This window comes from Microcystis sp. M049S2, assembly GCF_020245625.1.
Lineage (GTDB): Bacteria > Cyanobacteriota > Cyanobacteriia > Cyanobacteriales > Microcystaceae > Microcystis > Microcystis ichthyoblabe_A.
In genome coordinates, this window is the sequence record NZ_JADBUN010000089.1 from 1 (window position 1) to 25,831 (window position 25,831).

Sequence of the window (25,831 nt, forward strand, 5' to 3'; positions counted from 1 at the left end):
CGTCTCTATCGCAAAAATGCTGGCTAGTTTTGGTGCATTATTCCAGTTTGCTCCCCAACCACTCCAGCCACCTGATGAATCTCGCCAATTCAGATATAGGGTATTATCCGTGCCGATTGCAAATACATGAGGGCAGTTGTCTGTTTGCTGTATCGCAAAAATACCTGACAGTTTCGGTGCTACATTATAACTATCCATGAGTGAAACTCCTTGTTAATAGATGGTTGATTACTTGGTAATGGTCCATTGTACTATTTGACTTACAAAAAGTTCCATTTAACCCATCCGGCATCCGTTCGCTCGGAAGTAACAGGATAGACCATTTTATAAGGGGGATCCCCCACCACATTATCCATGTAGTAGCTGTTGAGTGGGTTCGATCCAGATATGGACGAAAGCCTTCGTACATAAGGTCGCGCTGTCAAAGCACTTGTTCGGGTTTCCCCGCCACCCATGATGTCAAAATCTCTGTGAAAGGTATTGATGCTCTTCCTAAGAGCAAGGACCCTTTGTTGTGACGCACTTGCAGTCTGAAAGGTCGTTCCCCATAGGGTCAGGTATCCCCTTGCCATTTTATAAACCAGTTCTGGAACAGGAGCAACGGTTTCGCTCACGTTGGCCGCATCATATTTCCCATCTGCCGTATAGTTTCCTGCAACGGTACTGTGTCTTCCGCGACAGGCATACAATTCATAATTCGTTGGTCGCGGTTCAGTCCCGTCTTTCAAGGGATCAGTCAGTACATAACTATCGGCGATGTATTTCCATTTATCTTTCCGCCAGGAATTATAGATGGTCGCTTCATTGAGTTTGCCGGTCATCAGTCCGTTTGGCCTGGGCACCAATCCCATGAACAGATTGTCTATCGGTTGTACGCACATGTCCCAAGCATAAATTCCAACGTAGTTGACCACATTAGGAGGCAACTGGGTAAATATTCCCCACCATTCCCCAGGGCCCGGTACAGGGTCGATGGCGAATATGTTGATCGGGATATGCTTTACATCGTCCGGTCCATAGAAATAGATAAACCATGCTGCCATGATGGCTTCCATAGCTCCCCGGCTGTGCCCAATGAAATTGTATATACTTTTTCCGCTTGCAGCTGCCAGGTTGGCCCCATGAAGCGCAAGCGCAGGCGCAGACCACCCATCTGATTGAGTTACACGGGAATATTGGTTGCCACCTGAATAGCTTTGAACGTAAGAAAGCAAGCTTGGATCCGCATTCAGGGGAGCATTAAAAACAAGAGGTTCGCTGTTATCGCGTGGCACAGCCCAATCGTTCTCCCCAACTCCCCGAACGGTAACACTCGGTGTGGTTGCCCGAAGGTCGCCGGTAATTTCCTTGTGAATTCTCACGGGAATGTAGCCGGTCGCTGGAGCATAAATGTTTTTATCACTTCCATCTCGTGATACTTCTCCTTCATCCCTGGTACAAGCGGTTCCGCAGAAACATACCGTGAAAGCGCTGGGTGGGGTGGCACTTAAGGGAGTGGCAGCTCTTGGTGAAGGTGAAGCAGTCGGAGGAGTTTCGGCACTCAAACGAGTTTCTACCGGGGTACTGCTTTCCGAAAGAAGTACAATTTCAAAAGTGGCCGCATCGGCTGGACTCCCTTGTGCTTGCAGCGCAGCAGTCGGATCTACCAATTGGATGTACTTTTTGTTGGCGGCAAACAGTACTACTATTTTGGGATCCCAATCCTCCACGGTGAATTGCTCTGTTGGACTTATGGCATCAGCTATTGCAGCAAGAGGAACCGCTCCATCCTGTTGGTTGGATACGTATTTGCCATTGGAAGCCATCAGGGCAACAACCCTGTCTTCCCCCTGGAGGTACATTTGGAAATTCTCGTTGCTGCCTATGGCATCACTACTTGCTTGCAGTACATTGCCATCACTATTGGATGTTATATATTTTCCGTTGTTCGCCTTAAATGCTACCCTAATTGAATTTCCTGTTGTTGAAGATGTTGTCATTTTATTTCCTTTTACTAAGAATGCTGTCAATGTAACTTAAATGCGTAAAAGCTTATCACCCCATTTAGGCGCAATCGCCAGAACTTTTCCCTATATCACCCCCAAAAGCCTGTTAGTCAGATTAGCATATTGCCAAAAACCTTGTTTAACTAAATTCCTGACAATTAGGCTCATTCTAGCGATGATTCTTCGATCTGACCGCACCCCTTGACAAAAACTTACAATTATTCGACCTTTAGCGATCGCTATCGGGGGATAGTTGTTTTTTGTTACAGCAGTATGGAGAAGGGAGCGGGTTTTTCAAGTTGGATTGGCAGTTAATCATGCTATTAAAAACCGATTCAGTATAAAGACCCCGTTATGCCGTGTCCCTACAGATAGACTTCAACGGCCCTAGCATTCGCCGCGTCACGGAATGAATATTCGCCTTGCGCCTCGATAATCTTCAATATTAACTACAATATCAACCAAACGGTTAACGCAACGATCGCAATAATCTGGCTCGGCAAGTAGTCGCTCAATATTACCGATTGTCACGACGGGTAATGATGTGGGGGTATTTTCCTCCCGCATCACTTGCTCCAGGGAATCTTTGCCTTTCATGCTTCGGTTAGCGGTGATCAGGATCATCTGATTGGCTTGGGCATACCGCCAAACAACACGATCATCGCTCGTGACAGCTAACCCAACTTCTTCAAACAGAATAAAACGAATCGAGATCAAGTCAAGCCAACCACTCGCAGCAAGGACTCTGGCGAGGACAAGAGAATGCCCTCGTAAGTTATGATCAACTAGAAAATTCCTGCCCGTGATGCCAACTTGGCTTTTTCCGCTTCAAGTTTTGCTCGAATGGCTTCTGTGCCAGGTTTTGGCGGCTTAGCAGCAATACGGGCAACTCGCTCACGATTTTGCTCTTCATAATATTGTCGGAGTTCTTCAGCTTCTTTGAGAACTTGCTGGTACTCAGCCTCTACATCCGCACGATGAGCCTCAATATAAGCCAGGGCAGCGTTAATTTGCTCTTCCGTCAGATCAAATAATCCCTGAATGAACTTAGGTGGATATTGAGCAGTCACATAATCCATCACATCGTAGAGGGTGATGCGGGTTCCTGCGATTGTCAGTCCTCGCTCTGTACGAATGATAGCGGTTTGTTCATTTGATGCGAGCGTCATAGCTATAGTCTCAGTGTTTCACCATCTCATTCCATATTACCGCATGAAAAAGCAAGGTGAGCAAACGCCCACCCTGACTACTAATTCGCAAGCTCTTTAATCCTCAACCCAGACTTTCAAAATGTATTTCAGCCTCGTTCCTGCATCTAGCCAGTAGTGAACTCCAATATCTGGCAATTCAGTATCACCAGGCCCCGTACTACAAGATCGGCGATCAAATTTAGACCACAGCTTCAATTAATGTGCATGGTGCGTTCCCCAAAATCGATCGCTGGAGCAGTGGGAGTCACATTAGGGAACGCACCCTACAAGATCGGCGATCGCAATCAATATCTCTACGGTCTAACGTATTAGAACGCATTTTTCTATGGCTTATGCACGCATTCGATATATTTAATTGACGCAGGATCAATAGTTACACCATTCCCATCAAAACAGGTGACTGCTACTGATGCTGCCTCAATTGCTGAACATCCATGCAATACTAAATGAAGATATAGTAATGCGTTCCTTATTGGATCGTTATTTTGAGTGCAAGAAAATGAAATTATGTATGGTTTCGTTATTTCTTTGTACTTGTTTACAAGATGAATGTAATTTTTACCTAGTAGGCATCCTGATATGTCTTCAACTATTTCTGGAGTTTCAGTATAATTATGCAATAAACCGCTGGGATGTGTCGCTGCTTCTTTAAATAAAAATCCAAATGGGCCTTCACTATTTATCCATGTTTTTGCAATAAAGGAAGTTGCAAAGGGGTTTTTCCCGCTTTTTAGAATGTCAAGTTCTTTTGATAAGATTATCAATTCATGCCATATTGATTCTTCGACGAGTTTTTTGGGAAGAATACCTCGTTCCAAGAATGATTTAGGATTTCTTGTTCTGGTTCCGTGGAAATAAATGCAATCAATTATATCTGGAATGTGATAGTTCTTATCAAACGCTTCATATATGTAATCCTCTGGATTTTCATTTTCTGGTATCCGATCCATGTTTTGTAGGTTGGATATCAAAGTGTTTTCATTTATATTAAAAATCAAGGCGATCGATTTTTTTGTGGTTTCAAAGTTTGTGCAGTCTAAAATCGGATTCATGAATATCGTGGTTTTTTTGTTGAGTTTGCAAATAATGCTAAAACCGTACACTTATAAGCGTTGTATTTTCTAACTACATATTATAGGTCAACTTTCCGTATAACACTCTTGAAAGTAACAATATGGGTCAACTTTCCGTATATCACTCCATTTAGGCGCGATTGCCAGAACTTTTCCCCATATCACCCCCAAAAGCGTGTTAGCCAGATTAGCATATTGCCAAAAACCTTGTTTAACTAAATTCCTGACAATTAGGCTCATTCTAGCGATGATTCTTCGATCTGACCGCACCCCTTGACAAAAATTTATAATTATTCGACTTTTAGCCATCGCTATCGGGGGATAGTTGTTTTTTGTTACAGCAGTATGGAGCAGTCTAACTGATGGCTATATTTCCAGATTATCGCCCGCAGGAAACCAATCTTCATCGAGAATTTGTTCAAGGGAACCAATGGGAATAACGGGGAAAGTATCGAGGGGTAATTGAGAGCGGTCACTGGCATTTTTTCGGGCTGAAAGATAACATTCATCAAAAATTTCCAAAAGATAAGGTTTCAGACTAGGACTATCTTTAAGTTCATCTAATATATCGAGACGAAAAGTTCTAATCTCTCCCTTCCAGTGACCTTCGTTTCTCTCTCTTTCTGCCGCCCAATATTTGAGCTTAAGTAAATGTTCTAATAATCGGGTTAACAGACTTTTAATTGTGCGCTTTTCACTCCTTCCCATACTTGCTAATTCCTCCAGTAAATTCTCTAAATCTACCCGCTCAAACTGTCTGGCTTGCAGTTGATTAATAGTAGTTCTAATCCAGAGATAAAAGTCTTCTTCGTACATGGTTTTATTATCCATAATTTACCTCTATATATTACTCGTGGTCATTAGTAGGAAACCAATCTTCATCGAGAATTTGTTCAAGGGAACCAAGAGGAATAGCGGGGAAAGTATCGAGGGGTAATTGAGTTCTAACTTGAGCCTCTTTTCTAGCAAATTGATAGCATTCCTCAAAGATTTCCAGAATATAGGGTTTTAAACTAGGGCTATCTTTAACTTCTTTGATTATTTGTCTGCGAAAGTTGATAATTTCCCCTTTCCAGTGACCCTCATTTCTAGCTTTTTCTCCTGTCCAGTAGGTTAGTTTCAGCAAATGTACCAGCAATTGAATCAAAAGATTTTCAATTTTGCGTTTTTCACTCCTTCCCATACTTGCTAATTCCTCCAGTAAATTCTCTAAATCTACCCGCTCAAACTGTCTGGCTTGCAGTTGATTAATAGTAGTTCTAATCCAGAGATAAAAGTCTTGTTCGTACAGAGTTTTATTGTCCATAAATACTTCCTTTAAATGAATAAATGGGGATAATCATCAAACTTAACTATATAAACTAGCCACATATTCACCATAGCCATTATAGGGGAGAGTTTCGATAATTTCCCAAGATAAATCACTTCTACTGCCGATAAATTTCTCCGTTGCTTGCGACCAACGCGGATGGGGTTTACCGGGGTTTACATTAGCCTCAAAATCGTATTCATGAGCGTCAATTGTGTTCCAGTAGGTGGCGGGTTGTTTAGCGGTAAATTCAATTTTTACTATCGATTTTGCTCCTTTAAAACCGTATTTCCAAGGAATAACCATTCGCAAGGGTGCGCCGTGTTGTTTGGGTAAATCATGCCCGAAAATTCCCACAGCAAAGAAAGCTAATTCGTTGGCCATTTCTTCAATTCTTAAACCTTCTGTATAGGGCCAGGGTAAGGGACCTAAATGTAATCCTGGCCCCTGGGTAATTTCTGGATCATAAAAGGAGGTAAAACGGACGAATTTTGCTTCCGGTTTTGGTTCCACTGCCGCGATTAAAGCACTCATGGGAAAACCCAGCCAGGGTAAAACCATTGACCAAGCTTCCACACAACGAAAACGATAGATTCTTTCTTCGAGAGAAAAGGTTTTTTTAATAGTATCTATATCGTAGGTTTGGGGATTTTTTACCAATCCTCCCACTTCCACCGTCCAAGGATTCGTCGGTAGTTTCTGCGCTTTTAACCAGATATTTTTACCCCCTCCGAACTCATAAAAATTGTTATATCTCCCCGCTACAGTTTCGGCAGCTATGGGGCGATTTACCGTTAAAAACTGCGGATTTTTGCTGAACCCTGCAATTTTAGGTAATTGCAAACTTTTTTCTAAAGCTTCCGAGGAAGAGGATTTACCACAAGCAGTTAATAATAGGGAACTCCCCGCAATTCCTGTCCCGATTAACCCCTGTAAAAAGCGACGACGGTTAAAATAAACACTTTCGGAAGTAACTTCATTTTCGGAAATTTGCCAAGATTTAGCTAAACGAATTAAGACCATAATTATCCCTAATTTTATTGACAAAAAAGCAGAGTTATGATATGGGATACCACAACTCTGATTGTACAATATTTTGTCAGTTTTTTTAAGAAATTTCGGCGAGCATGGGGGCAGTCACCAGAGGTTCCCGTCGTCCTTTTAAGAGCATGGGAACTCCTCGCGAGGGAGCAAGGGTTAAACCGCGACGGCTGGGTTTTTCGGGGGTATTATTAACTAGAGTTAACTGATAATTGGCCAAAATTGTGGCGATAGCGATTTTCATCTCGTAGATAGCTAAAACTTCCCCGATACAACGACGCGCTCCACCACCAAAAGGCATATATTCGTAGGGGGTGAATTGTTTTTCTAAAAAGCGTTCTGGTTTAAAAGTATGGGAATCGGGGAAAGTTTGCTCGCGGTGGTGAGCTAGATAAATACAACCCATAAGAATTGTCCCTTTTTCTAAAGGATAACCATCTAGTTCTACCGGTTCTTCCACTGCTCGCGGAAAAGTTAACATTCCCACGGGATGAATGCGTAAAGTTTCCGAACAAACTGCCGAAAGATAGGGTAATCGAGTTATGTCAATGGGTTTAGGATTATCTCCTAAAGTGGCTATTTCTTGCAGAATTTTTGCTTTAATTTCTGGATAGCGATGGATCCAGTAGAGCGCCCAAGACATAGCGGTGGCGGTGGTTTCATGACCTGCGAATAATAAGGTCATTAATTCATCGCGCAATTCCTTATCACTCATCGGGTTGCCTTCTTCATCCCGGGCCGACATCAGTAGTGATAAAATATCGGTGCGATTGGGGTTAGGATTAGCTTTTCTTTCGGCAATTTCTGTATAGATGATATCATCAATTTTTTCTTGGGAACGCTGGTATTTTCCCCAGGGACTCCAAGCACCCAAATCAGCCCGCAAAATTGGGAAAAATAACAAAGAAGCCATCACTGGAGAGTTAAAAATATCGAGCATTTCAGCCAGAACTTTTTTCAAGGTTTGATAACGTTCCCCTTGACTAATTCCAAAAACTGCCTCCATAATTACTTGTAAAGCAATCGCTGTGGTCGCTGAACGGGCTTTTAAAGGTTGATTTTCGGGCAATTCTGCCATTACTCTTAGGGTAATATCGCGGATTAAATCGCCGTAGAAACGCATTCTTTCCCCGTGAAAAGGTGGCAATAAAAGCTGACGACGTTTTTTGTGGATATCTCCGTCTAACATGACGACGGAATAATCGCCAATAATCGGGGCAATAATCCGATTGGCTTCCCCCGGTGCCGAGAATTGTTTACGATCATTAGTTAAAACCTGTTGTAGGGCCGAAGGACTGCTGACAAAGATAAAATTATCTACAGTTAAACCCACTTTTGTGCTAAAAATATCGCCATGCTTGCGGGCGGCATTTTCCATAAAACCCACGGGATTAATGATCCATTGTGCCATTTGCACGAAGGTGGGGGCTTTGACCTTGGGGATGATTTTCATAGATTAATTGCTATATCGAATGCTAATTATTTCTAATTGTGACATTTTTTCCCCAGAGACGGCAAGGTGTAATATCAAGTAAACGGCAAAAATTACCGGGCTGTTGCTTGTCTTATCTTCTCCCGGAGAGGGGGATTTTCTGGGAATTTTCAGGATGGCCTTTCTGGTCTAAACAATGATAATCGGGGTAGAATAGCCCCCAGTTCCATTTAATTCGCTTCTGTAGTTCAATCTCTCTTTTTTCATTCCTTATAGGGACTTTTTATGATTATTTCCAAGTTTTTGCCCTTAGGAAAAACTGTGATTATCAGGCATTTACTGTTATTAACTACATTTAGCCTTGTTTTTCTCCTGACTACTTCCCCCGCTTTTGCTCTCGCATCTGCTGCCCCCATCGGTTTTAATCCTCAAACTATTCTTTTCCATACCTTAACTTGGGTGGATAGTTTGGGAGCCGTGGGAGCGATCGCGTTTATAATTATCTATATTCTAGCTACTGTGGCCTTTTTTCCCGGTTCAATCCTGACTTTAGGGGCTGGTGTGGTTTTTGGCGTGGTTTTAGGCTCTTTTTACGTCTTTATCGGGGCGACTATCGGCGCTACTGCCGCTTTTCTGGTGGGACGTTATCTGGCTAGGGGTTGGGTGGCGGAAAAAATTCAAGGTAATAATAAATTTCAAGCTATCGATGAAGCTGTGAGGAAAGAAGGTTTAAAAATAGTGCTTTTAACCCGTTTATCTCCCATATTTCCCTTTACTCTGCTCAATTATGCCTATGGTGTCACCGGGGTTTCTCTGAAAGATTATCTACTAGGTTGCGCGGGCATGATTCCGGGGACGATAATGTATGTCTATATTGGCTCTTTAGCGGGCAATCTTGCCACTATCGGGACTTCGGCACCAGCCACTAACCCAGCTTTACAATGGACTATTCGCCTTATCGGTTTTATCGCTACCGTTGCCGTCACCTTCTACGTCACAAAAATTGCTCGTCAGGCCCTGGCATCAGTTATCAGTGAGTAAACCCCTCAATCGCCATCCCCACCCCACTCCGTCCTTGGGTGGGGACTGACGCGGATTTGTTGACAGGGACTAAAAGAGAGCCGGTGCTGAGAAGTAAGTCCATGGTTGCCAATCGCTTCTAGGTGTTGAGCAGTGCCATAACCCTTGTGACGAGAGAGTCCATAATCGGGATAGCGTCCGTGCCAACGAGCAATTAAGTCATCGCGCCAGACTTTGGCCACGATACTAGCCGCCGCAATTACCGGCGATTGTTGATCTCCCTGAATTACCGCCTTTTGGGGGATTGACAAATCTTTAATAATGTGCTTGCCATCGATCAAACAGAGACTGGGGGAAAGAGGTAATTTCCCGATAGCTCTGCTCATTGCCAGTAGGGAGGCATGAAGAATATTCAAGCGATCGATCTCTTTCACCGTAGCATAACCGATGCGACAAACAAAATCCCGTTGTATTTGCTGGCTCAATTTTTGCCGTTTTTGGGGGCTAAGTTGCTTACTATCTTTTACCCCCAACTCCCACAGCCGGGCAAAACCAGAGGGGACAGTGACCACTACGGCCGCCACCACGGGGCCAAATAAAGCCCCGCGCCCCACTTCATCGACACCGGCAATTAAGGGTTCTTCCCTCATGACTCATCGGCAGTGGCGGAGGAACGACGGCGACGACGACGCAGCACCGTGGTTTCGGCCTCTACTTGTGGCTCCTCCGTCACCTCGGCGCTCACCGGGGTTTCTAAAGGAATGACTTCGCCGAGAAAAACTGGAGTTTCGGGCGCAATCGGTTCAGGCGTAAAAGTCACTGGCACACTAGCTTCTTGGTCGATTTCCTGACTAACTTCGCTAGTGGTGGAACGACGACGACGGCGCACTAAGGGACGATTTTCGGCTTCCTCGCCGGTTTCCATCCCTTCGACTGGTGCGACCTCAGCTTCTGGGGTAGGAGTCAAGGATATTTCAGGAGTGGCAGCAGGCGTTTCTGGGTTTTCCGCTTCTCTTTCCCCTGCCAGTTTCACGGAAACAATCACCGATTTCGGGTCTTTAAACTCCTTATCCACCAGAATCAGGGGAGAAATGCCCATTAAAGAATAAACTTCCTGTTCTACGGGGGTCATTTCCACGGAAACCCTTTCCCGTTCGGCGACGGGGATATTTTTGGCGGTGCTGGCATCTTCTCCTCGTTTCGAGAGACGGGCGGGGCGTTCTCGTTTTTCCTCAAGGCGTTGGGGTTCTGATTCCGGCTCGATTTCGTTGTTAACACCGTTAGTAGAGGCTTTTTCGCTCCGTTCCTCTTTGAGTAACAGTTCCGAGGGACGACGACGACGGCGACGACGAGAATTATTAACCTGTTCTTGATAGTTGGGATGGAAGGAAAGATCTATCTCTTGGGCGTTTTCTTCGGCCTCAAATTCGGAGAAAACTTCTAGATAGGGTTCGGCCGCCGCAACGCTAGGAGCGCTCTTATCAGGTAGAACTTTTGTATTAATCGGGGCAACGACAAGGGTTTCTTTTTCCGCGCGGCTAAGGGTGGGGGTTTCTAGGGCGATGGCGTTGCCTTCTCCGGGTAGATGGGCTAAATGGCCTAGTCCGCCGCAATGGTCACAGGTTTTGCCGAATAATTCATAAATGTTTTTCCCCTGACGCTTACGAGTTAATTCCACTAACCCCAATTCCGATAATTGGGCAATCTGGGGCCTGGCCTTATCGCTTTTCAGGGACTTATTAAACAATTCCAACAGTTTCAACTGGTCGCGACGGGAATCCATATCGATGAAGTCCACCACCACCACACCGCCGATATTTCTCAAGCGCAGTTGTCGAGCGATTTCTGTGGCGGCCTCGCTATTAGTCCAGAGTACGGTTTCCCGGGCCGTGGCCGAACGGGTAAAGGAACCAGAGTTAACATCAATTACCGTTAAAGCTTCCGTCGGTTCGATGATAATGTAGCCGCCGGAGGGTAAATCAACCCGGGGTTTCAGGGCCTCGCGAATGGCGGCATTAACCCGGAAATAGTCGAGAATTGGCTGGGTTTCCCGATGGGAGTCGATATAAACCCCTTCGAGAGCCTTGCCGCCGCCCCAGTTCGTCAATTGCTGTTTAACTCGTTTTACCGCCATTGGATTATCAACAACAATGCGATTGACATCGGCACTGTACATATCCCGCAAAACCCTTTGAATAAAGTCATCATCGCGGTTTAGCAGGGCCGGGGCGCGACTGCTGACGGCCATCTGTTGGATGCTCTCCCACTGTTTTTGCAGAAATTCCAAATCCTCGATAATCGCCTCTTCCGCTTTGCCTTCGGCCTCGGTGCGTACCAGCAACCCCATCCCCGCTGGTTTGACCAAAATCGCTAAGGCTCGTAAACGGGAGCGCTCGTCTTCACTGCGGATGCGACGGGAAAGATTCACCCCGCGACCATTGGGCATCAATACCAGATAACGACCAGGGAGAGTGACATTTCCCGTTAGTCGCGGTCCTTTATTGCCGGTGGGTTCTTTCATTACCTGTACCAGCACTTTTTGCTGGGGGGCCAGTAATTCCGTGATAGCACCGGCGGTTTTTTTCAGTCTTAAGGGGCCCAGGTCGGTGACATGGATAAAGCCATTGCGTTCCGCATCGCCAATATTGACGAAGGCTGCATCTATCCCAGGGATGACGTTTTCTACTAATCCTAGATAGATGTCGGCCACCTGCTGATTACCTGTGGCTACAACTAATTCCTGAATTTGATCTTCCCAAAAAACAGCCGCTATATGGTGTTGTTCGGCTATGATTATTTGTTTTGGCATTCAATTTCCTCAATCTTTCGGTTTCAAAAGCGACGTACCATGGGCTATTTGTCTATGCTTTGAGGCTACTTCTGGAAATCTGGTCTTGTTAAGAAAGTTCTAAGAAGATGAGTCCGCATCGTTAAAGCCTCATCTTGATATTCATCTGCCCCCCAGACGTGGGAACTGAGTCTTGGTTTCAGTTGTTAAGTCTGTTTGGCAACTGCTGGCTTGACCCACAATTAGACAAGCACAGCCAAGAGACGAGATTTTCAATTAATCCCTGAGTCTTGCTCGATAACAGCATTTTTTATCCGTTTCCGCCGGTTCTGTCTATCAGAATCTAGGAAAAAAGGAGTTTTTGAGTTACTCCCCTCGGCAACAGGTTTCTGTGGACGGGAAAATAGCGCACTTTTCGATTTTCCAAAAACCACGATTCTTTTAAGAAATGCTTTAATCGAGTCTTATAGACGACTATAACTCACCGGGTCACTCTCTGACAAGACGATGATCCCCTGACCAAGATAAATTTTTCGGGGCAAGAAAGGAGTCAGTGGCTCAAATTCAGCAGTCAGGAGTAATGAGAGGCAATAAAATAGACCTTAAAAGCTATATAGCTGACTTTTTAGGCTAAAATTCCCTTTTTATCCCCTTTTGGCTTTCTCAAGAATTAATTAACCCGCTAGTCTAGTTAGGATTATTGACGAGATGACCGGATTGACGGTTTCCTTAATCCCTTAATTCCTGTTCCGGCAAGGCGATAACGTTCAAAATTCCCTGTAAATCGGCCTCTGACTCGATTTCTAGCAATTCTTGCCGGTAGGGACGATAACGGTATAGTCGATAACCTTTCCCCTCTAACCATCAGACAACGGCTAAATTACTGCCTTGATTACCGGCAATATTTTCGTAGAGAATAATCGGGGCAAAACGCTTAATTAAAAGTTGACTGGAGATACTGACGATAAAGTGCTAAATAATTAGGGCTGGCTGAATAATGGTAAAACCCTTTTAAAATAAGGATTTTGACCTGTTAAAATCCGCTGTTAGTGCCAGAATATAGGATTGTGACCTTCAAAAACCTTGCATTATCCTTATTTCAGTACATAAGTTAGTACGAACAAGGAGGGCAACAAAGCCTGAAACTCCCGACGACCGGCTACTGACGACCGGCTACTGACTCCTTAACCCCACCAACAAACTTTTTCAGCACACCCTAATTACTCATAATCTAGTATGACTTGTACCCATTTGGGCGGACGAGGAATCGGATTACCGAGGCGATCAAGAACTAATAACGCCACTAAATGCACGGCAAATAAGTATAATAAACTATTGACAAATATGCCCACAACTGCTAACGATTGCACTTGCAGCAGTGTCGGTTTAGCGAGAATCCCTAACTGGGTGAAAATCCAATCAATAAAATTAGTCGCTTGGGTAATCACATATAACCAGAGATTTTCGCCTAAAAGAATTGAAAACAGCCAAAAACGAAAGAATAAACCAAAAGCCCCCAAAAGTCCCCCAGTCAAGATAGAAAATTCCCAGCGCGCACCCCGGCGCCAGCATAGCCCCAATTGTACCCCCATCAAGCCGTGGGGAATCAAAAAGACAATACTGCGAGTCGGTCCCATCAACACCGACAAAAGTAAACTAGAAACTAATGCTGTCATCCAAGCACAGCGAGCGCCCCAACGTAAATAGGCTAAAGCGACAGGAATCGGGAAGAAAACTCTTAATAACGGTCCGAGGGGAAAATAATAATCAATTAACCAGATTAAACTGGTAGCACTGGCCAAAAAAGCCGTTTCCACCGTGATCAGGGTAGCGATAGACTTAAGGGGAGATGGTTGGATAGGTTTAGCAGTGGGTTTATCTAGAGGTTGCCCCTCTTCCCCCAGATCTACCCAATTGGTTTCCTCTATTGTCTCTTCTGAGGATTGAGCGGGAGCATTAGCGTTAGAATCGTTCATTCTATCATTTATCCGGTGGTCGGTACGGGTTGGCCGGCTATCCTTAGCTTAGACTTGCGACTCCCAGTCAGGCAAGAGGCAAAAAATAAGTAGGTAGCTGTTAAAAATTGTCAACCCCCCTTATTAAGCTGAATAATAGGGATATAGCGTTTTTCAGTCTGCTGAGGTACAAAAGTTATGGGTTTTAGGCAAAAGGCAAGAGGCAAAGGGGAAGGGGAAGAAAAACAGGTGTACCTCACTAGCATAGGAAACGCTATAATTTGGGTGCATCTTAATTTGGTCGAAATATCTAGAGGACGTTTTGGGCGCACCGCGTGCGCCCCTACCATTGGCGCAATAATATTATTATAGGGGCGAATTGCATTCGCCCTCTTTGAATAACTTCTGCTGTTCACCTATAGGTGAGGGAAAGTCACAAATAGGAGATGCAGCCAGCCGATAATTTTCTGGGAATATAGTTTTTACAGCCTTGTCTGACAAGACTACTAGGAATGATCAGCACTGATTATCGCACAAAGTCGAGGAGAGCCAAAAGGGAAACGATTGATAGGTATAGTTTTGAAAGAATAAATTAAGATCGAGGTGAGCAAAAAAATAGAGAAATGGGCAGCCCAAGAACTAAAGTATGCAGACCTAGGGGACACCAGGAGCAAGAAAAGGTTAATCAGTATCGTGGAAAACTTGGCTGGACAACTGAATACAAAAATACCATAAGCTTCGGTAAATCTAGCCGCAGCTTGTGCCACACCCGACTTTTGGAATTCACCCTATTTTCAACCTTCAGAGCTAATTGCTGCCCAAGTCAAAAGTACAGTAGAAAGAATCAAAGAACATCCAATATTTTTGGCAGTTCAAGACACAACCAGTTTAGACTTAATAATTGCTTCTCTTGGGGGTTTTTTAGGTAGAAAAGGCGACCCTTCGGCTTCTCTCAGGCTTCCGCCGTGAGATCAGGGTTAAAACTATTTGCTTGGGACTGCGAAGGTTAGATGATATCAGCCGGACCGGCAAACTATCTGATCAAATTAGTTCCTCCATAGAACTCCCTTCAGCCATCTTGCACACTTTTCTCTTTTTGTCAAATTTTATGTTAAGAAAGATGTAACTGATGGATAGCTTAATAAGGAGGAATCTGACAATTTTTAACACCTACCCACTTAGCTATCTAGGGACTATTCCTGATAAGATCTAATTTTATACTCCCATCTCCCATGTCGTTAATTCAATGGTATCCCGGTCATATTGCCAAAGCGGAAAGAAAACTCAAGGAACATCTTAAACTCGTGGATGTGGTCCTAGAAGTGCGCGATGCTCGCATTCCCTTAGCGTCCCATCATCCGCAGGTGGACGATTGGATTGGCAATAAACCGCGCTTATTAATCTTAAATCGTCTCGATATGATTCCCGAATCTGCCCAGCAACAATGGGTAACATGGTTTAAAAGTCAAGGAGAAACCGTCTATTTTACTAACGCTAAACAGGGAGAAAGAGTTAAAGCAATTATCAAAGCGGCGGAAAAAATTGGCGATGAAATTAACCAAAAACGTCAACTAAGAGGAATGTTACCGCGTCCAGTGCGGGCCGTGGTGATCGGGTTTCCCAATGTGGGCAAATCTGCCCTGATTAACCGTTTATTAGGGCGAAAAGTCGTCGCCAGCGCCCGCAGGGCCGGAGTAACGCGACAGTTACAATGGGTGCGAATTTCCGACACCTTAGAATTATTAGACGCGCCGGGGGTGATCCCTTCCCGTTTAGAAAACCAAAAGGATGCGGTGAAATTAGCTATCTGTGAGGATATTGGGGATGCTGGTTATGATAACCAAAGGATAGCGGCGGCTTTTGTCGATTTATTAAGAGAATTACACTATGAAGAACTTTTACAATCTCGTTATGGGTTGAATACCCTAGACATAACCGGGGAGGATTTTATCGAAAAATTGGCCAATCTCAAATATCAAGAGGATAAAGAAAGGGCAGCCATGCAGTTACTCAATGATTTTCGTAAGGGAATAATCGGGGCTATCCCCTTAGAATTGCCCCCTTCCTCTTGAAATCGCCTGTTTTTAACTCAATAGTTAGGGTCTGCTGAAAAAGTTTTTCCTAGGGGCAGGGTGTAGGGTGTAGGGTGTAGGGTGTGGGGTGTGGGGTTTTACCGATTTTGAGGGGGTCAATTACCTAATTTTCAGGGAAAAAGTAGCTGAATTTCCCCCTGATCACTCCCATATCTGGTACTTTTGGATTTCAAAAAAGGCTAAAAGTCTTATCCAGCAAGGTTTTTAGATTTATTCAGCAGACCCTAGTTAATTCCCGAATTTATCAAAATTACCGCCTGTTAGTCCACTGAGTTGCGGATAAGATTAAAGAAATCGGTAAAGTTGCGGGATCGATCGAACTGTGAAGGAAGATAGGGGATAAACGACAGAGATAACAAAGACTATGGGCAAACCGACTGGCTTTATCGAATTCCTGCGTGAACTTCCTTCCGAACTTACCCCCCTCGATCGCCTTCATAATTGGGATGAGTTTCATCTTCCCATGCCCGAAGATAAACTCCGCAATCAGGCCGCCCGTTGTATGGATTGTGGTACACCATTTTGTCACACGGGAACCCTAATTAGTGGCATGGCCAGTGGTTGCCCGATTAATAACCTGATTCCCGAATGGAATGATTTAATCTATCGAGGATTGTGGCGAGAAGCCCTCGATCGCCTCCATAAAACCAATAATTTCCCTGAATTTACCGGTAGAGTCTGCCCCGCTCCCTGTGAGGGTTCCTGTGTTCTCGGTATTCATAATCCCCCCGTTACGATCAAAAATATTGAATGTTCGATTATCGACAAAGGTTGGGAATCCGGTTGGATTACTGCCAATCCCCCCGCAATCCGTACTGGCAAAAAAGTGGCCGTGATCGGTTCTGGACCTGCTGGATTAGCGGCTGCCGACCAGTTAAATAAAGCCGGTCACTGGGTGACGGTTTACGAACGGGCCGATCGCCCCGGGGGCCTGTTGATGTACGGCATCCCCAACATGAAGTTAGATAAAGAAGAAGTGGTTCTGCGTCGTCTCCAGATGCTCGAACAGGAAGGGGTAAAAATGGTCTGTAACACGGAAGTGGGCAAGGATATCAGCAGCCAAGACCTATTAAACGAATATGATGCCATAGTTATCTGTACCGGAGCCACCAAACCCCGGGATTTGAATATCGAAGGTCGCCAATTAAAGGGCATTCACTTCGCCATGGAATTTCTCACGGCTAATACAAAAGCACTACTAGACGGACAGACCGGGGAGGATTTTATCTCGGCTGCGGGTAAAGACGTGGTAATTATCGGCGGTGGTGACACGGGAACCGACTGTGTGGGGACTTCCCTGCGTCATAACTGCCGTAGCGTCACCCAATTAGAAATTATGCCGCAACCGCCCCGCGAACGGGCCGCCGATAATCCCTGGCCCGAATGGCCGAAAATCTACCGTCTGGACTATGGACAAGAGGAAGCAGCCGCCCGCTTTGGCGATGACCCCCGGGTTTATACCACCACAGCGACTAAATTCGAGGGGGATAGCGAGGGCAACGTGACGGGGATGCACACGGTACAGGTGGAATGGCAACGCAACGAAAAAGGGCAGTTTATCCCCCAACCGGTGGCAGGAACCGAAAAAGTCATCCCGACGCAGTTAGTTCTATTGGCCATGGGATTTTTGGGACCAGAACAGCCTTTACTCGATGATTTGGGCTTAGAAAAGGATGCCCGCAGCAATATCAAGGCCGAACACGGTCAATTTGCCACTAGCTTACCGAAAGTCTTTGCAGCGGGGGATTGTCGTCGTGGTCAAAGTTTGGTGGTTTGGGCGATTAATGAAGGCCGCGGGGCCGCCAGGGAATGCGATCGCTTTTTAATGGGGGCGACGGATTTACCTTAAACCAGTAGTTACCGAAAATTTGGGTTTAAAGCCTCCCCCTTCTGGGGGTAGGGCTATTTCAAGGTCGATAGAGAGCTTGTAAAAAAAAAGGAATCACCCGGTCAACCCTTTGCACGATGGGCTTAGATCATAACGCAAAAAAAACCCGCTGGCGCGGGCTTTTTTCACAAAACCAAAGTTTTAATTAACCTAACAACGCTTTTGCCTTCGCTACCACGTTATCCACAGTAAAACCAAACTTCTCTAGAATCACACCCCCCGGAGCAGAAGCGCCGAAGGTATCAACCCCCAACACATACCCGTCATCAGTGATGTAGCGATGCCAACCCATGGTTGAACCCGCTTCCACTGCGAGACGTTTTTTCACTGCTTTCGGCAGTACCGATTCTTTGTATTCTGCCGATTGTTCCTCGAATAGCTCCCAACAGGGCATAGAAACGACGCGGGCTTTAATTCCTGCTTCTTTCAACACCGCAGCCGCTTTATCGCAGAGATACAACTCGCCCCCCGTACCAATGAGAATGACATCGGGAGTACCTTCACAATCGGTGATAACATAAGCACCTTTAGCCACACCCTCGAGGGAAGTTCCCGCTAAATTGGGCAGATTTTGACGGGAGAGAGCCAATAAAGTCGGGCGTTTCTTTTCGCTCACCGCTACTTTATAAGCGCCGGAAGTTTCCGTACCATCTCCCGGACGCATGACTAACAGGTTAGGAATAGCTCGCAGAGAAGCAACGTGTTCCACGGGTTGGTGAGTCGGTCCATCTTCCCCTAGGGCAATGGAATCGTGAGTCATTACCCAGATGACGCGAGTTTCTGACAATGCCGATAAACGGATAGAATTCCGCATATAGTCGGTGAAAATCAGGAAAGTCGCCCCGTAGGGAATCAATCCCGTGTTATGGAGAGCAATCCCGTTACAAATCGCCCCCATCGCGTGTTCCCGCACACCAAAGTGAACGTTACGCTCCTGATAACTGCCTTTTTGGAAATTACCAAAATGCTCTAATTCCGTGTAGTTAGAGTGGGTTAAATCCGCCGAACCACCGATTAAACCGGGTAAAACACCCGCAAGGGCATTTAAGCAGATTTCCGAGTGTTTACGACTAGCGAGAGCCTTATCTTCGGGTTTATAAACCGGTAAAGCTTGCTCCCAACCTTCCGGCAGTTGACCGGTGGTTAACTGTTCAAATAAAGCCGCTTCTGCGGGATATTTAGCCTGATATTCGTTAAATAACTTATTCCAGTCCGTTTCTGCCGTTGCTCCCTTGTCCACTGCTTGCCGGAAACGATTTAACACCTCATCAGGAACCACAAACGGCTCGTATTGCCAACCTAAGGCTTTCCGGGTTAACTCGATTTCTGTTGCTCCTAAAGCTGCCCCGTGAACATCGGCGGTATTAGACTTATTGGGGGAACCATAACCGATGGTGGTGGTGATTTTAATCATCGAGGGTTTATCGGTGACAGCTTTGGCAGCCGCAATCGCATTGGCAATGGCATCTAAATCGGTGTTACCATTCTCGACGTGCTGAACGTGCCAACCGTAGGCTTCAAAACGCTTGCTCACGTCTTCGGTGAAAGCGATATCGGTGGAACCATCGATCGAGATATGGTTATCATCATAGAGAGCGATTAACTTGCCTAAACCCCAGTGACCGGCCAAAGAACAAGCTTCCCCAGAAATCCCCTCCATATTGCAACCATCACCTAAAATGACATAGGTGTAATGGTCGATAATTTTGGCATCCGGTTTGTTGAAACGGGCTGCTAAATGGGCTTCTGCTAGGGCTAAACCCACACCATTAGCAATCCCTTGACCCAGGGGACCAGTGGTCACTTCTACCCCTTCCGTGACGAAATTTTCGGGGTGGCCAGGGGTTTTCGATTTCCACTGCCGGAATTGTTTAATTTCCTCTAGGGGAACGCTATCGTATCCGGTCAGGTACATCAAAGCGTACTGCAGCATACAACCGTGACCGGCGGAGAGAACAAAACGATCGCGATTGACCCATTGGGGGTTTTTCGGGTTAAAACGCAGGAATTGATCCCAGAGAACAAAGGCCATGGGAGCGGCTCCCATGGGTAGTCCGGGGTGTCCCGATTTAGCTTTTTCTACGGCATCCACCGCTAAAAAACGCACGGCATTAATACAAAGTTCTTCGAGGGATTGGGAGGCGACAACCATAATGTTTTTTAGAATGAACTACAAAAATAAGACCAGGTTAAAGAGGGAGCCACTCACAGATTACTCTTTCAGGGGCATCGACTCAAGCATATTTTCTAAAAGCTAAGGTGACGTTATGGCCGCCAAATCCAAAGGAGTTGGAGAGGGCAGCGTTAACTATCTGCTGACGACTTTCGTAGGGGACGTAATCAAGATCACAATCGGGGTCAGGATTGTCCAGGTTGAGCGTCGGGGGAATCCGATCATTAGCGATCGCCATGACCGTGGCCACGGCTTCAATGCCGCCAGAACCGCCTAAAAGGTGGCCTGTCATCGATTTGGTGGAACTGACAGGGATTTTGTAGGCCGATTCTCCTAAAGCTTTTTTAATCGCCTTGGTTTCCGTGGGATCATTGGCTCCCGTACTGGTCCCGTGGGCGTTGATATAGCTAATTTCCGCCGGAGTTAAACCGGCATCTTTGATCGCTAATTCGATCGCTCTGGTGGCCCCACGACCATCGGGAACTGGAGCCGTCATGTGATAGGCATCGCAAGTCAGACCATAACCGATCATTTCGGCGTAAATCCGCGCCCCACGGGCCAAGGCCGTTTCTAATTCTTCTATAATCAAGATTCCTGCCCCTTCCCCCATAACAAAACCATCCCGATCTTTGTCAAAGGGACGACTGGCCCGGGTGGGGTCATCGTTGCGGGTGGACAGGGCCTTAGCGGAGGCAAAACCAGCCAATCCTAGGGGGGTAACGGCGGCTTCCGTCCCACCGCAGATCATCGCTTTGGCAAAACCCCTTTGTACTAGACGAAAAGCATCGCCGATGGCATTGGAACCAGCAGCACAAGCGGTCACGGTACAGTTACTCGGTCCCTTGGCTCCCGTATGGATAGCGGTTAAACCAGCGGCCATATTGGCAATCATCATCGGGATCATGAAAGGACTACACCGGCTCGGACCTTTTGTCAAGTAAATTTCCTGTTGATCCTCCAGCACTTTTATGCCACCCACGCCCGTACCAATTAGTACACCTATATCATCCGCATTGAGAGCGTCGATAACTAATCGAGAATCTTGCAGCGCTTGCAAACTAGCGGCGACGGCAAATTGAGCGAAACGGTCCATGCGCTTTGCCTCTTTGCGGTCCACATAGTCGTGGGGGTCAAAACCCCGCACTTCCCCAGCAATGCGACAAGCGTGACGGGAGGCATCAAAGTGGGTAATTAAACCAATGCCACTTTTGCCCTTGATTAAGCCTGTCCAATAGTCTGCTAGATTATTGCCGAGGGGAGTGATCGCACCCATCCCCGTGATGACAACCCTTTTTAATGGCAATTCTGTCATGTTTGTTCAAAAATAAGGGCAGATTTTGCCCCAGATATTTAATCCTAAATTGTCAATTCTCCCGCAATAATTAGGCGGTTGCTCTCCGGCCAATATAATCGGCAGCTTTGCCCACAGTGTCAATTTGTTCGGCATCTTCGTCGGGAATTTCAATATCAAATTCTTCCTCTAAAGCCATCACTAACTCGACCACATCAAGGGAATCCGCTTTCAGATCATCAGCAAAGCTTGCTTGGGGGGTAACTGTACCCGGATCCTCTACTTCTAATTGTTCCACAACAACTTTTTTAACTCGATCGAAAATACTTTCACTCATGGATGTCAATTTTTATCCGCTGGTTTACCGGACTCTAGCCTCTAGGGTCTGGGGAAATGGGGCGGTGTTACCATTTCCGACAATAAATTTCGGTTAGCTTTTTCACTGACCATTTTTCATCTTACTGGAAGTTGTTCCCCTCTTGATGAAGTTTTTTTGCGATCATCAGGGAAATTGGGGTGTAGGGTGTGGGGTGTAGGGTGTGGGGTGTAGGGTGTGGGGTGTAGGGTGTGGGGTGTAGGGTGTGGGGAGAATAAATAAAAATAATCTCCTGTCTCCTGACTACTGACTACTGACTCCTGCCTCCTGAATAAAAAGCAAAAATATAACGGATAACTCTGAAATTAAGATAATAATCATGGCTGACCATCACCCAAATTTTAGAATTTCCGTTTTTTTAGGTTTTCTTGACTACTATTCGGCGGTAGCCAATCCAGTTTCGGTGCTGCCAGTGCTGCGACGACGGGTGAGAGTATTAAAGAGCATAATTCCGATCGCTTTGATCAGATTACCTTCCAACTCTTGGAACATTTTCATGTTCATGCCAAAAGCGGCGTTAGCTTCGGTGACAATGCGATCGGCCATGGCTTGATCCACCGGTAACTCGTCGAGGGTTTGACGATAGTGGTTTTTATAGGCTTTTTCGTCGGTAATATCTTTGAAATCATAGAAAGCTGTGCCACCAGTTTCCAGATTCATCGCTTTTTCGGCGATTTTTTTCAAGATTTGCCCCCCGGACAGATCGCCGAGATAACGGGTATAGGAATGAGCGACTAATAATTCGGGTTCTGTTGTGGCGATTTCCCGAATCCGGTCAACGTAGGCCTGACCTGCGGGAGATAACGCGATCTCGTTGCGCCAATTTGGACCATAATAAAAATATAAATCCTGTTCTAGCGCATTTTTGCGATTGAGTTCAGGAAAACAGATTTTAGAAACGACGGGATGACTACGAAGTTTTTCCATCTCCTCTTCCATGGCCGAATAGACGAAGTAGAGGTTAGCCACCAGTTTGCGATAGGAAGTTTTTTCCACCACACCTTTGAGAAAACACTTGACAAAACCGACGTTTTCTGCCATGGTGTGAGATTTTTTCGTGCCTTCTCGCAGTTGAGTTGATAAATTAACGCTCATATTATGATCACCTGTTGGGATGAGTAGAATGGATCGGGTTCGTTACAGATGCTTACTAAAACCGCCTATTTTGGTAGATTAAACTGAATCGATCGCTAATTTTATTAAGAATTTTTACAGTGCCGCCGGGGGAGCTTAGGGGGAAAAGTTAGCTCTAGCAGGACTTGACCGCCGGTTGAAACTGGTATTGAGCCAGATGGCGAAATTGTAAAGATTAGTGAAAAACTGCTGCTTAGGTCATCTTGGGGAGAGAGAGGCTAGAACATAGCACTAATATCGATTATCGAGCAATATTCTTCACACTTCTTATTAATTCTTAACATTCAGGAGACTTAGATCAGCAAAATTTCACAAATTAAAACCGAATTTAGCAATCATGCTTATAATCAGTACAGGATTCTTTATGTTGTGCTAAACTCAAGCCCTTGAGAGACAAAGCCATAGTTGCGATGTCAGCGAGAACACATTTAGTAACCCCCTACCCAAACCCTTAGTCATAACACTCTGGTAATGCCCCGAATACTTGTAATCGATGATGATCCTGCGATCGCGGAATTAGTCTCCATCAACTTGGAGATGGCGGGTTATGACGTTAACCCCGCAGAGGACGGGATTAAAGGCCAAGCCTTGGCCGTCCAGTTACAACCCGATTTAATCATGCTGGATTTAATGTTGCCCAAAGTCGATGGTTTTACTGTCTGTCAGCGTTTGCGACGAGATGAACGCACGTCCGACATCCCGATTTTGATGCTCACAGCCTTAGGACAAACCCAAGATAAAGTGGAAGGTTTTAACGCCGGTGCCGATGATTACCTGACCAAACCTTTCGAGGTGGAGGAAATGTTAGCTAGGGTGCGCGCTCTCCTGAGACGTACCGATCGCATTCCCCAAGCCGCTAAACACTCAGAAATACTCAGTTTTGGACCTTTAACCCTGGTTCCCGAACGTTTTGAGGCGGTCTGGTTTGAAAGTGTGGTCAAGTTAACCCATCTAGAATTTGAGTTACTCCACTGTCTTCTCCAACGTCACGGTCAAACCGTTTCCCCCAGTGATATTCTCAAGGAAGTCTGGGGATATGATCCCGATGATGATATCGAGACTATTCGCGTTCACATTCGCCATCTGAGAACGAAACTAGAACCCGATCCCCGTCATCCTCGCTATATTAAAACCGTTTACGGTGCGGGTTATTGTCTGGAGTTACCCACCAATGAACAGGTGGTGCTTGATTCATCGGCGGCAACAGTTTAAACGGGGAGCGATTGTCTAAATAGGCAATAGGGACTATTGTTTCCTCGCTCCTCCTCCTCTTCAGATTGAGAAGGTTTGACTGGCGGTTAGGTTTTGATGGCTATGGCTGAGGCCTCTTTTTGACCCTGACGATAACAAGGGGAAAACACCTCCAGCAAGTCAGGACAATGGCGGGATTGACACTCCTGGGCCTAAAGGCGTGAGGATTCTCGAAGCTCATCACTGCGCTTTCTGGTTTCCCTTACTCACGTCTTATACTAAATCCGTTGAGTATAGGCTATATATCAGGACAGGCAAAAGGCAAAAGGCAAGAGGCAAAAGGAGGAATAAATAATCAGTCTTTAATAACCAGATTTGGTATTACACGATTATGTCTGAACCGGGCGTTGTCAGATGTAAAGATGAATCAAGCAAAAGTTTAGGGAACTGGAACATCCTTAAACTTAAGGTAATGAATTAGAAGCGGTCGGGAGTTTTCTAACATTTCGACACATTTTGAATAGCAGAGAGTCTTACGATGAAGACGCGCTAAGTAGGGTTTGCTGAATAAATCTAAAAACCTTGTTGGATAAGGGTTTTAGACTTTTTTGACCTCAAAAAGTGCCGACCATTGGAGGGATCGGGGGTAAAATTCAGTTACTTTTTCTCTGAAAATTAGGTAATTGACCACCTGAAAATGGGTAAAACCCCACACCCCACACCCTACACCCCACACCCTACCCCCACGAAAAACTTTTTCAGCAAACCCTAAGTAATGACCTAATCTTGTATTTTCTCCCTCTACCCTTGTCCTAGGCGTTGTCAAATTGAAAGATGCTCCGAATCAGCACCGGAAATGAAATTACTTTGATAACAAGGATTGCATTGCATCTTTCCTATTCTGAGCTGACAACGCCCACTTTCTTATATTTTAAACAGCATTTAGTATCGTATCTTGATTCAGCAGGGACGAAAATCTTTTCAGGACTCGTAGCGTCGATAAAGCCGCTGCACCTTGTCATAAAAACGCTTGCGGACTTTTTCCGGGGAGATCAGCAAGCAATCTTCCCCGTAGGGGAGAATCTCGCGGAAAAACCAGAAGCTACTCGTTACCTGTCGGGTAATCTGCCGGACGAGGGGATCGTTCGAGATCAATTCGTCGGCGATATCGATAGCGGTTTTAGTCTGGTACGATCGAGCTAATCCATCGAATAGCTTAAACTCGGCCGACACACTATCAAGCTGATTGCGCCATTTGCCCCTAGGGATCGGGGTAATTAAGGAATCGTTGGGGATTCGATCGATCCGTAAACTCCAATTATGGTGTAGTTCGGAAATATCTTGATTTCCCTCGGTTTCCTCGCACCAACAATCGAGATATAACCGGTCTTCGTGACGATTGATAGCGGCATGGTAAAGATGGAATTCCCAGATTCGATCGCCGGCATCCTGATAGGATAACTGAAACGGTTGTTGTCGGAGAATGCAGCGATCGAGTTCTAACCGCCATGGCGGGGGAGGATTGTCGAGGCGGCCTTCTAGCTCTTTCCGTAAGGGTCCCGACAGTTCGCTCCGTTCTAATAGTAGTTTAGTTAGTTCTAGGGCGATGGGGATTTGTCCGGCATCAATAAGAGAATCGATCGCCTGTTGGAGCATCTGCAAGCGATCGGGCTTCCAGTCGTGATTAGGGGCGATTTTAAGCTTATTACGGGCAATTTCTTTGATTAACTTCGATATATTCGGTTTATCTCCCCAAAATAGCCCGAATTCACTGGCAAGGATTTCTAGGGCCTGTTTTTCTTTTTCACTGACCGATAAAGTGATCGATTGTCCTATCCGGCTCATAGTTTATAAATATACGGACACTTTTT

Annotated in this window: 21 protein-coding genes and 2 pseudogenes; 5 read left to right on the top strand and 18 right to left on the bottom strand. The window is 45.6% G+C overall.

Annotated features, from left to right (window positions below; genetic code table 11):
• From IM496_RS07455 to IM496_RS07495, 9 genes are all read right to left on the bottom strand, one after another.
• The coding region (locus IM496_RS07455) for a hypothetical protein (protein ID WP_287661648.1) at positions 1-198 on the bottom strand (198 nt) is incomplete at its 3' end.
• 62 nt (positions 199-260) lie between these two features.
• Positions 261-2,009 (bottom strand): fascin domain-containing protein, encoded by a 1,749-nt coding sequence (locus IM496_RS07460; RefSeq protein WP_194013441.1) that lies wholly within the window; start codon positions 2,007-2,009, stop codon positions 261-263.
• A 378-nt stretch (positions 2,010-2,387) separates the two neighbouring features.
• Positions 2,388-2,792 (bottom strand): DUF5615 family PIN-like protein, encoded by a 405-nt coding sequence (locus IM496_RS07465; protein ID WP_287661665.1) that lies wholly within the window; start codon positions 2,790-2,792, stop codon positions 2,388-2,390.
• Positions 2,771-3,154: a DUF433 domain-containing protein gene (locus IM496_RS07470; protein ID WP_287661649.1), complete on the bottom strand. Its 384-nt coding sequence runs from the start codon at positions 3,152-3,154 to the stop codon at positions 2,771-2,773. The genes IM496_RS07465 and IM496_RS07470 overlap by 22 nt, the downstream gene beginning before the upstream one ends.
• A gap of 365 nt (positions 3,155-3,519) precedes the next feature.
• A complete protein-coding gene (locus tag IM496_RS07475) occupies positions 3,520-4,248 on the bottom strand; it encodes a hypothetical protein (protein ID WP_287661650.1) in 729 nt (242 codons plus the stop codon).
• 387 nt (positions 4,249-4,635) lie between these two features.
• On the bottom strand, positions 4,636-5,100 hold the full coding sequence (locus IM496_RS07480) for a DUF29 domain-containing protein (protein WP_024969050.1): 465 nt from the start codon (positions 5,098-5,100) through the stop codon (positions 4,636-4,638).
• A 16-nt stretch (positions 5,101-5,116) separates the two neighbouring features.
• Positions 5,117-5,575 (bottom strand): DUF29 domain-containing protein, encoded by a 459-nt coding sequence (locus IM496_RS07485; protein ID WP_287661651.1) that lies wholly within the window; start codon positions 5,573-5,575, stop codon positions 5,117-5,119.
• Positions 5,576-5,617: 42 nt separating this feature from the next.
• Positions 5,618-6,601, bottom strand: coding sequence for a protein-methionine-sulfoxide reductase catalytic subunit MsrP (msrP, locus tag IM496_RS07490; RefSeq protein WP_287661652.1), 984 nt, complete (start codon positions 6,599-6,601; stop codon positions 5,618-5,620).
• Positions 6,602-6,686: 85 nt separating this feature from the next.
• On the bottom strand, positions 6,687-8,072 hold the full coding sequence (locus IM496_RS07495) for a cytochrome P450 (RefSeq protein ID WP_287661653.1): 1,386 nt from the start codon (positions 8,070-8,072) through the stop codon (positions 6,687-6,689).
• A gap of 264 nt (positions 8,073-8,336) precedes the next feature.
• On the opposite strand from IM496_RS07495, the gene IM496_RS07500 reads away from it, so the two are divergent.
• Positions 8,337-9,092: a TVP38/TMEM64 family protein gene (locus IM496_RS07500; RefSeq protein WP_287661654.1), complete on the top strand. Its 756-nt coding sequence runs from the start codon at positions 8,337-8,339 to the stop codon at positions 9,090-9,092.
• A 5-nt stretch (positions 9,093-9,097) separates the two neighbouring features.
• On the opposite strand, the gene IM496_RS07505 is transcribed toward IM496_RS07500, so the two are convergent.
• From IM496_RS07505 to IM496_RS07515, 3 genes are all read right to left on the bottom strand, one after another.
• Positions 9,098-9,721: a ribonuclease HII gene (locus IM496_RS07505; protein ID WP_287661656.1), complete on the bottom strand. Its 624-nt coding sequence runs from the start codon at positions 9,719-9,721 to the stop codon at positions 9,098-9,100.
• Positions 9,718-11,880, bottom strand: coding sequence for a ribonuclease E (gene rne / locus IM496_RS07510; RefSeq protein WP_194013426.1), 2,163 nt, complete (start codon positions 11,878-11,880; stop codon positions 9,718-9,720). Before rne ends, IM496_RS07505 begins: the two co-directional genes overlap by 4 nt.
• A gap of 1,199 nt (positions 11,881-13,079) precedes the next feature.
• A complete protein-coding gene (locus tag IM496_RS07515; RefSeq protein ID WP_104395913.1) occupies positions 13,080-13,835 on the bottom strand; it encodes a DUF2232 domain-containing protein in 756 nt (251 codons plus the stop codon).
• Between the two features lie 594 nt (positions 13,836-14,429).
• Between IM496_RS07515 and IM496_RS07520 the strand changes: the two are divergent.
• The 3 genes and pseudogenes from IM496_RS07520 to IM496_RS07530 form a co-directional block, all read left to right on the top strand.
• Positions 14,430-14,708 (top strand): annotated as a pseudogene (locus tag IM496_RS07520) (IS4/Tn5 family transposase DNA-binding protein); the annotation flags it as partial.
• Between the two features lie 338 nt (positions 14,709-15,046).
• On the top strand, positions 15,047-15,886 hold the full coding sequence (ylqF, locus tag IM496_RS07525; RefSeq protein WP_194013424.1) for a ribosome biogenesis GTPase YlqF: 840 nt from the start codon (positions 15,047-15,049) through the stop codon (positions 15,884-15,886).
• A gap of 385 nt (positions 15,887-16,271) precedes the next feature.
• Positions 16,272-17,756, top strand: a complete 1,485-nt coding sequence (locus IM496_RS07530) for a glutamate synthase subunit beta (RefSeq protein WP_194013421.1) — start codon at positions 16,272-16,274, stop codon at positions 17,754-17,756.
• A gap of 184 nt (positions 17,757-17,940) precedes the next feature.
• On the opposite strand, the gene tkt is transcribed toward IM496_RS07530, so the two are convergent.
• The 4 genes from tkt to IM496_RS07550 form a co-directional block, all read right to left on the bottom strand.
• Entirely contained in the window at positions 17,941-19,947 is a 2,007-nt protein-coding gene (gene tkt, locus IM496_RS07535; RefSeq protein WP_194013419.1) for a transketolase, read from the bottom strand.
• Between the two features lie 82 nt (positions 19,948-20,029).
• Positions 20,030-21,280 carry a beta-ketoacyl-ACP synthase II gene (fabF, locus tag IM496_RS07540; protein ID WP_194013417.1) on the bottom strand — a complete coding sequence of 417 codons (1,251 nt, stop codon included), beginning with the start codon at positions 21,278-21,280 and terminating at the stop codon, positions 20,030-20,032.
• A 70-nt stretch (positions 21,281-21,350) separates the two neighbouring features.
• A complete protein-coding gene (gene acpP, locus IM496_RS07545; protein WP_016515555.1) occupies positions 21,351-21,596 on the bottom strand; it encodes an acyl carrier protein in 246 nt (81 codons plus the stop codon).
• Positions 21,597-22,010: 414 nt separating this feature from the next.
• Positions 22,011-22,730 (bottom strand): biliverdin-producing heme oxygenase, encoded by a 720-nt coding sequence (locus IM496_RS07550; RefSeq protein ID WP_002737675.1) that lies wholly within the window; start codon positions 22,728-22,730, stop codon positions 22,011-22,013.
• A gap of 510 nt (positions 22,731-23,240) precedes the next feature.
• On the opposite strand from IM496_RS07550, the gene rpaA reads away from it, so the two are divergent.
• A complete protein-coding gene (rpaA, locus tag IM496_RS07555) occupies positions 23,241-23,981 on the top strand; it encodes a two component system response regulator RpaA (protein WP_002798623.1) in 741 nt (246 codons plus the stop codon).
• A 418-nt stretch (positions 23,982-24,399) separates the two neighbouring features.
• Here rpaA and IM496_RS07560 read toward each other — a convergent pair.
• Both IM496_RS07560 and IM496_RS07565 read right to left on the bottom strand, forming a co-directional pair.
• Positions 24,400-24,516: pseudogene (locus IM496_RS07560) on the bottom strand (IS1 family transposase); the annotation flags it as partial.
• 425 nt (positions 24,517-24,941) lie between these two features.
• A complete protein-coding gene (locus IM496_RS07565) occupies positions 24,942-25,805 on the bottom strand; it encodes a WYL domain-containing protein (protein ID WP_287661657.1) in 864 nt (287 codons plus the stop codon).
• Positions 25,806-25,831 lie beyond the last annotated feature (26 nt).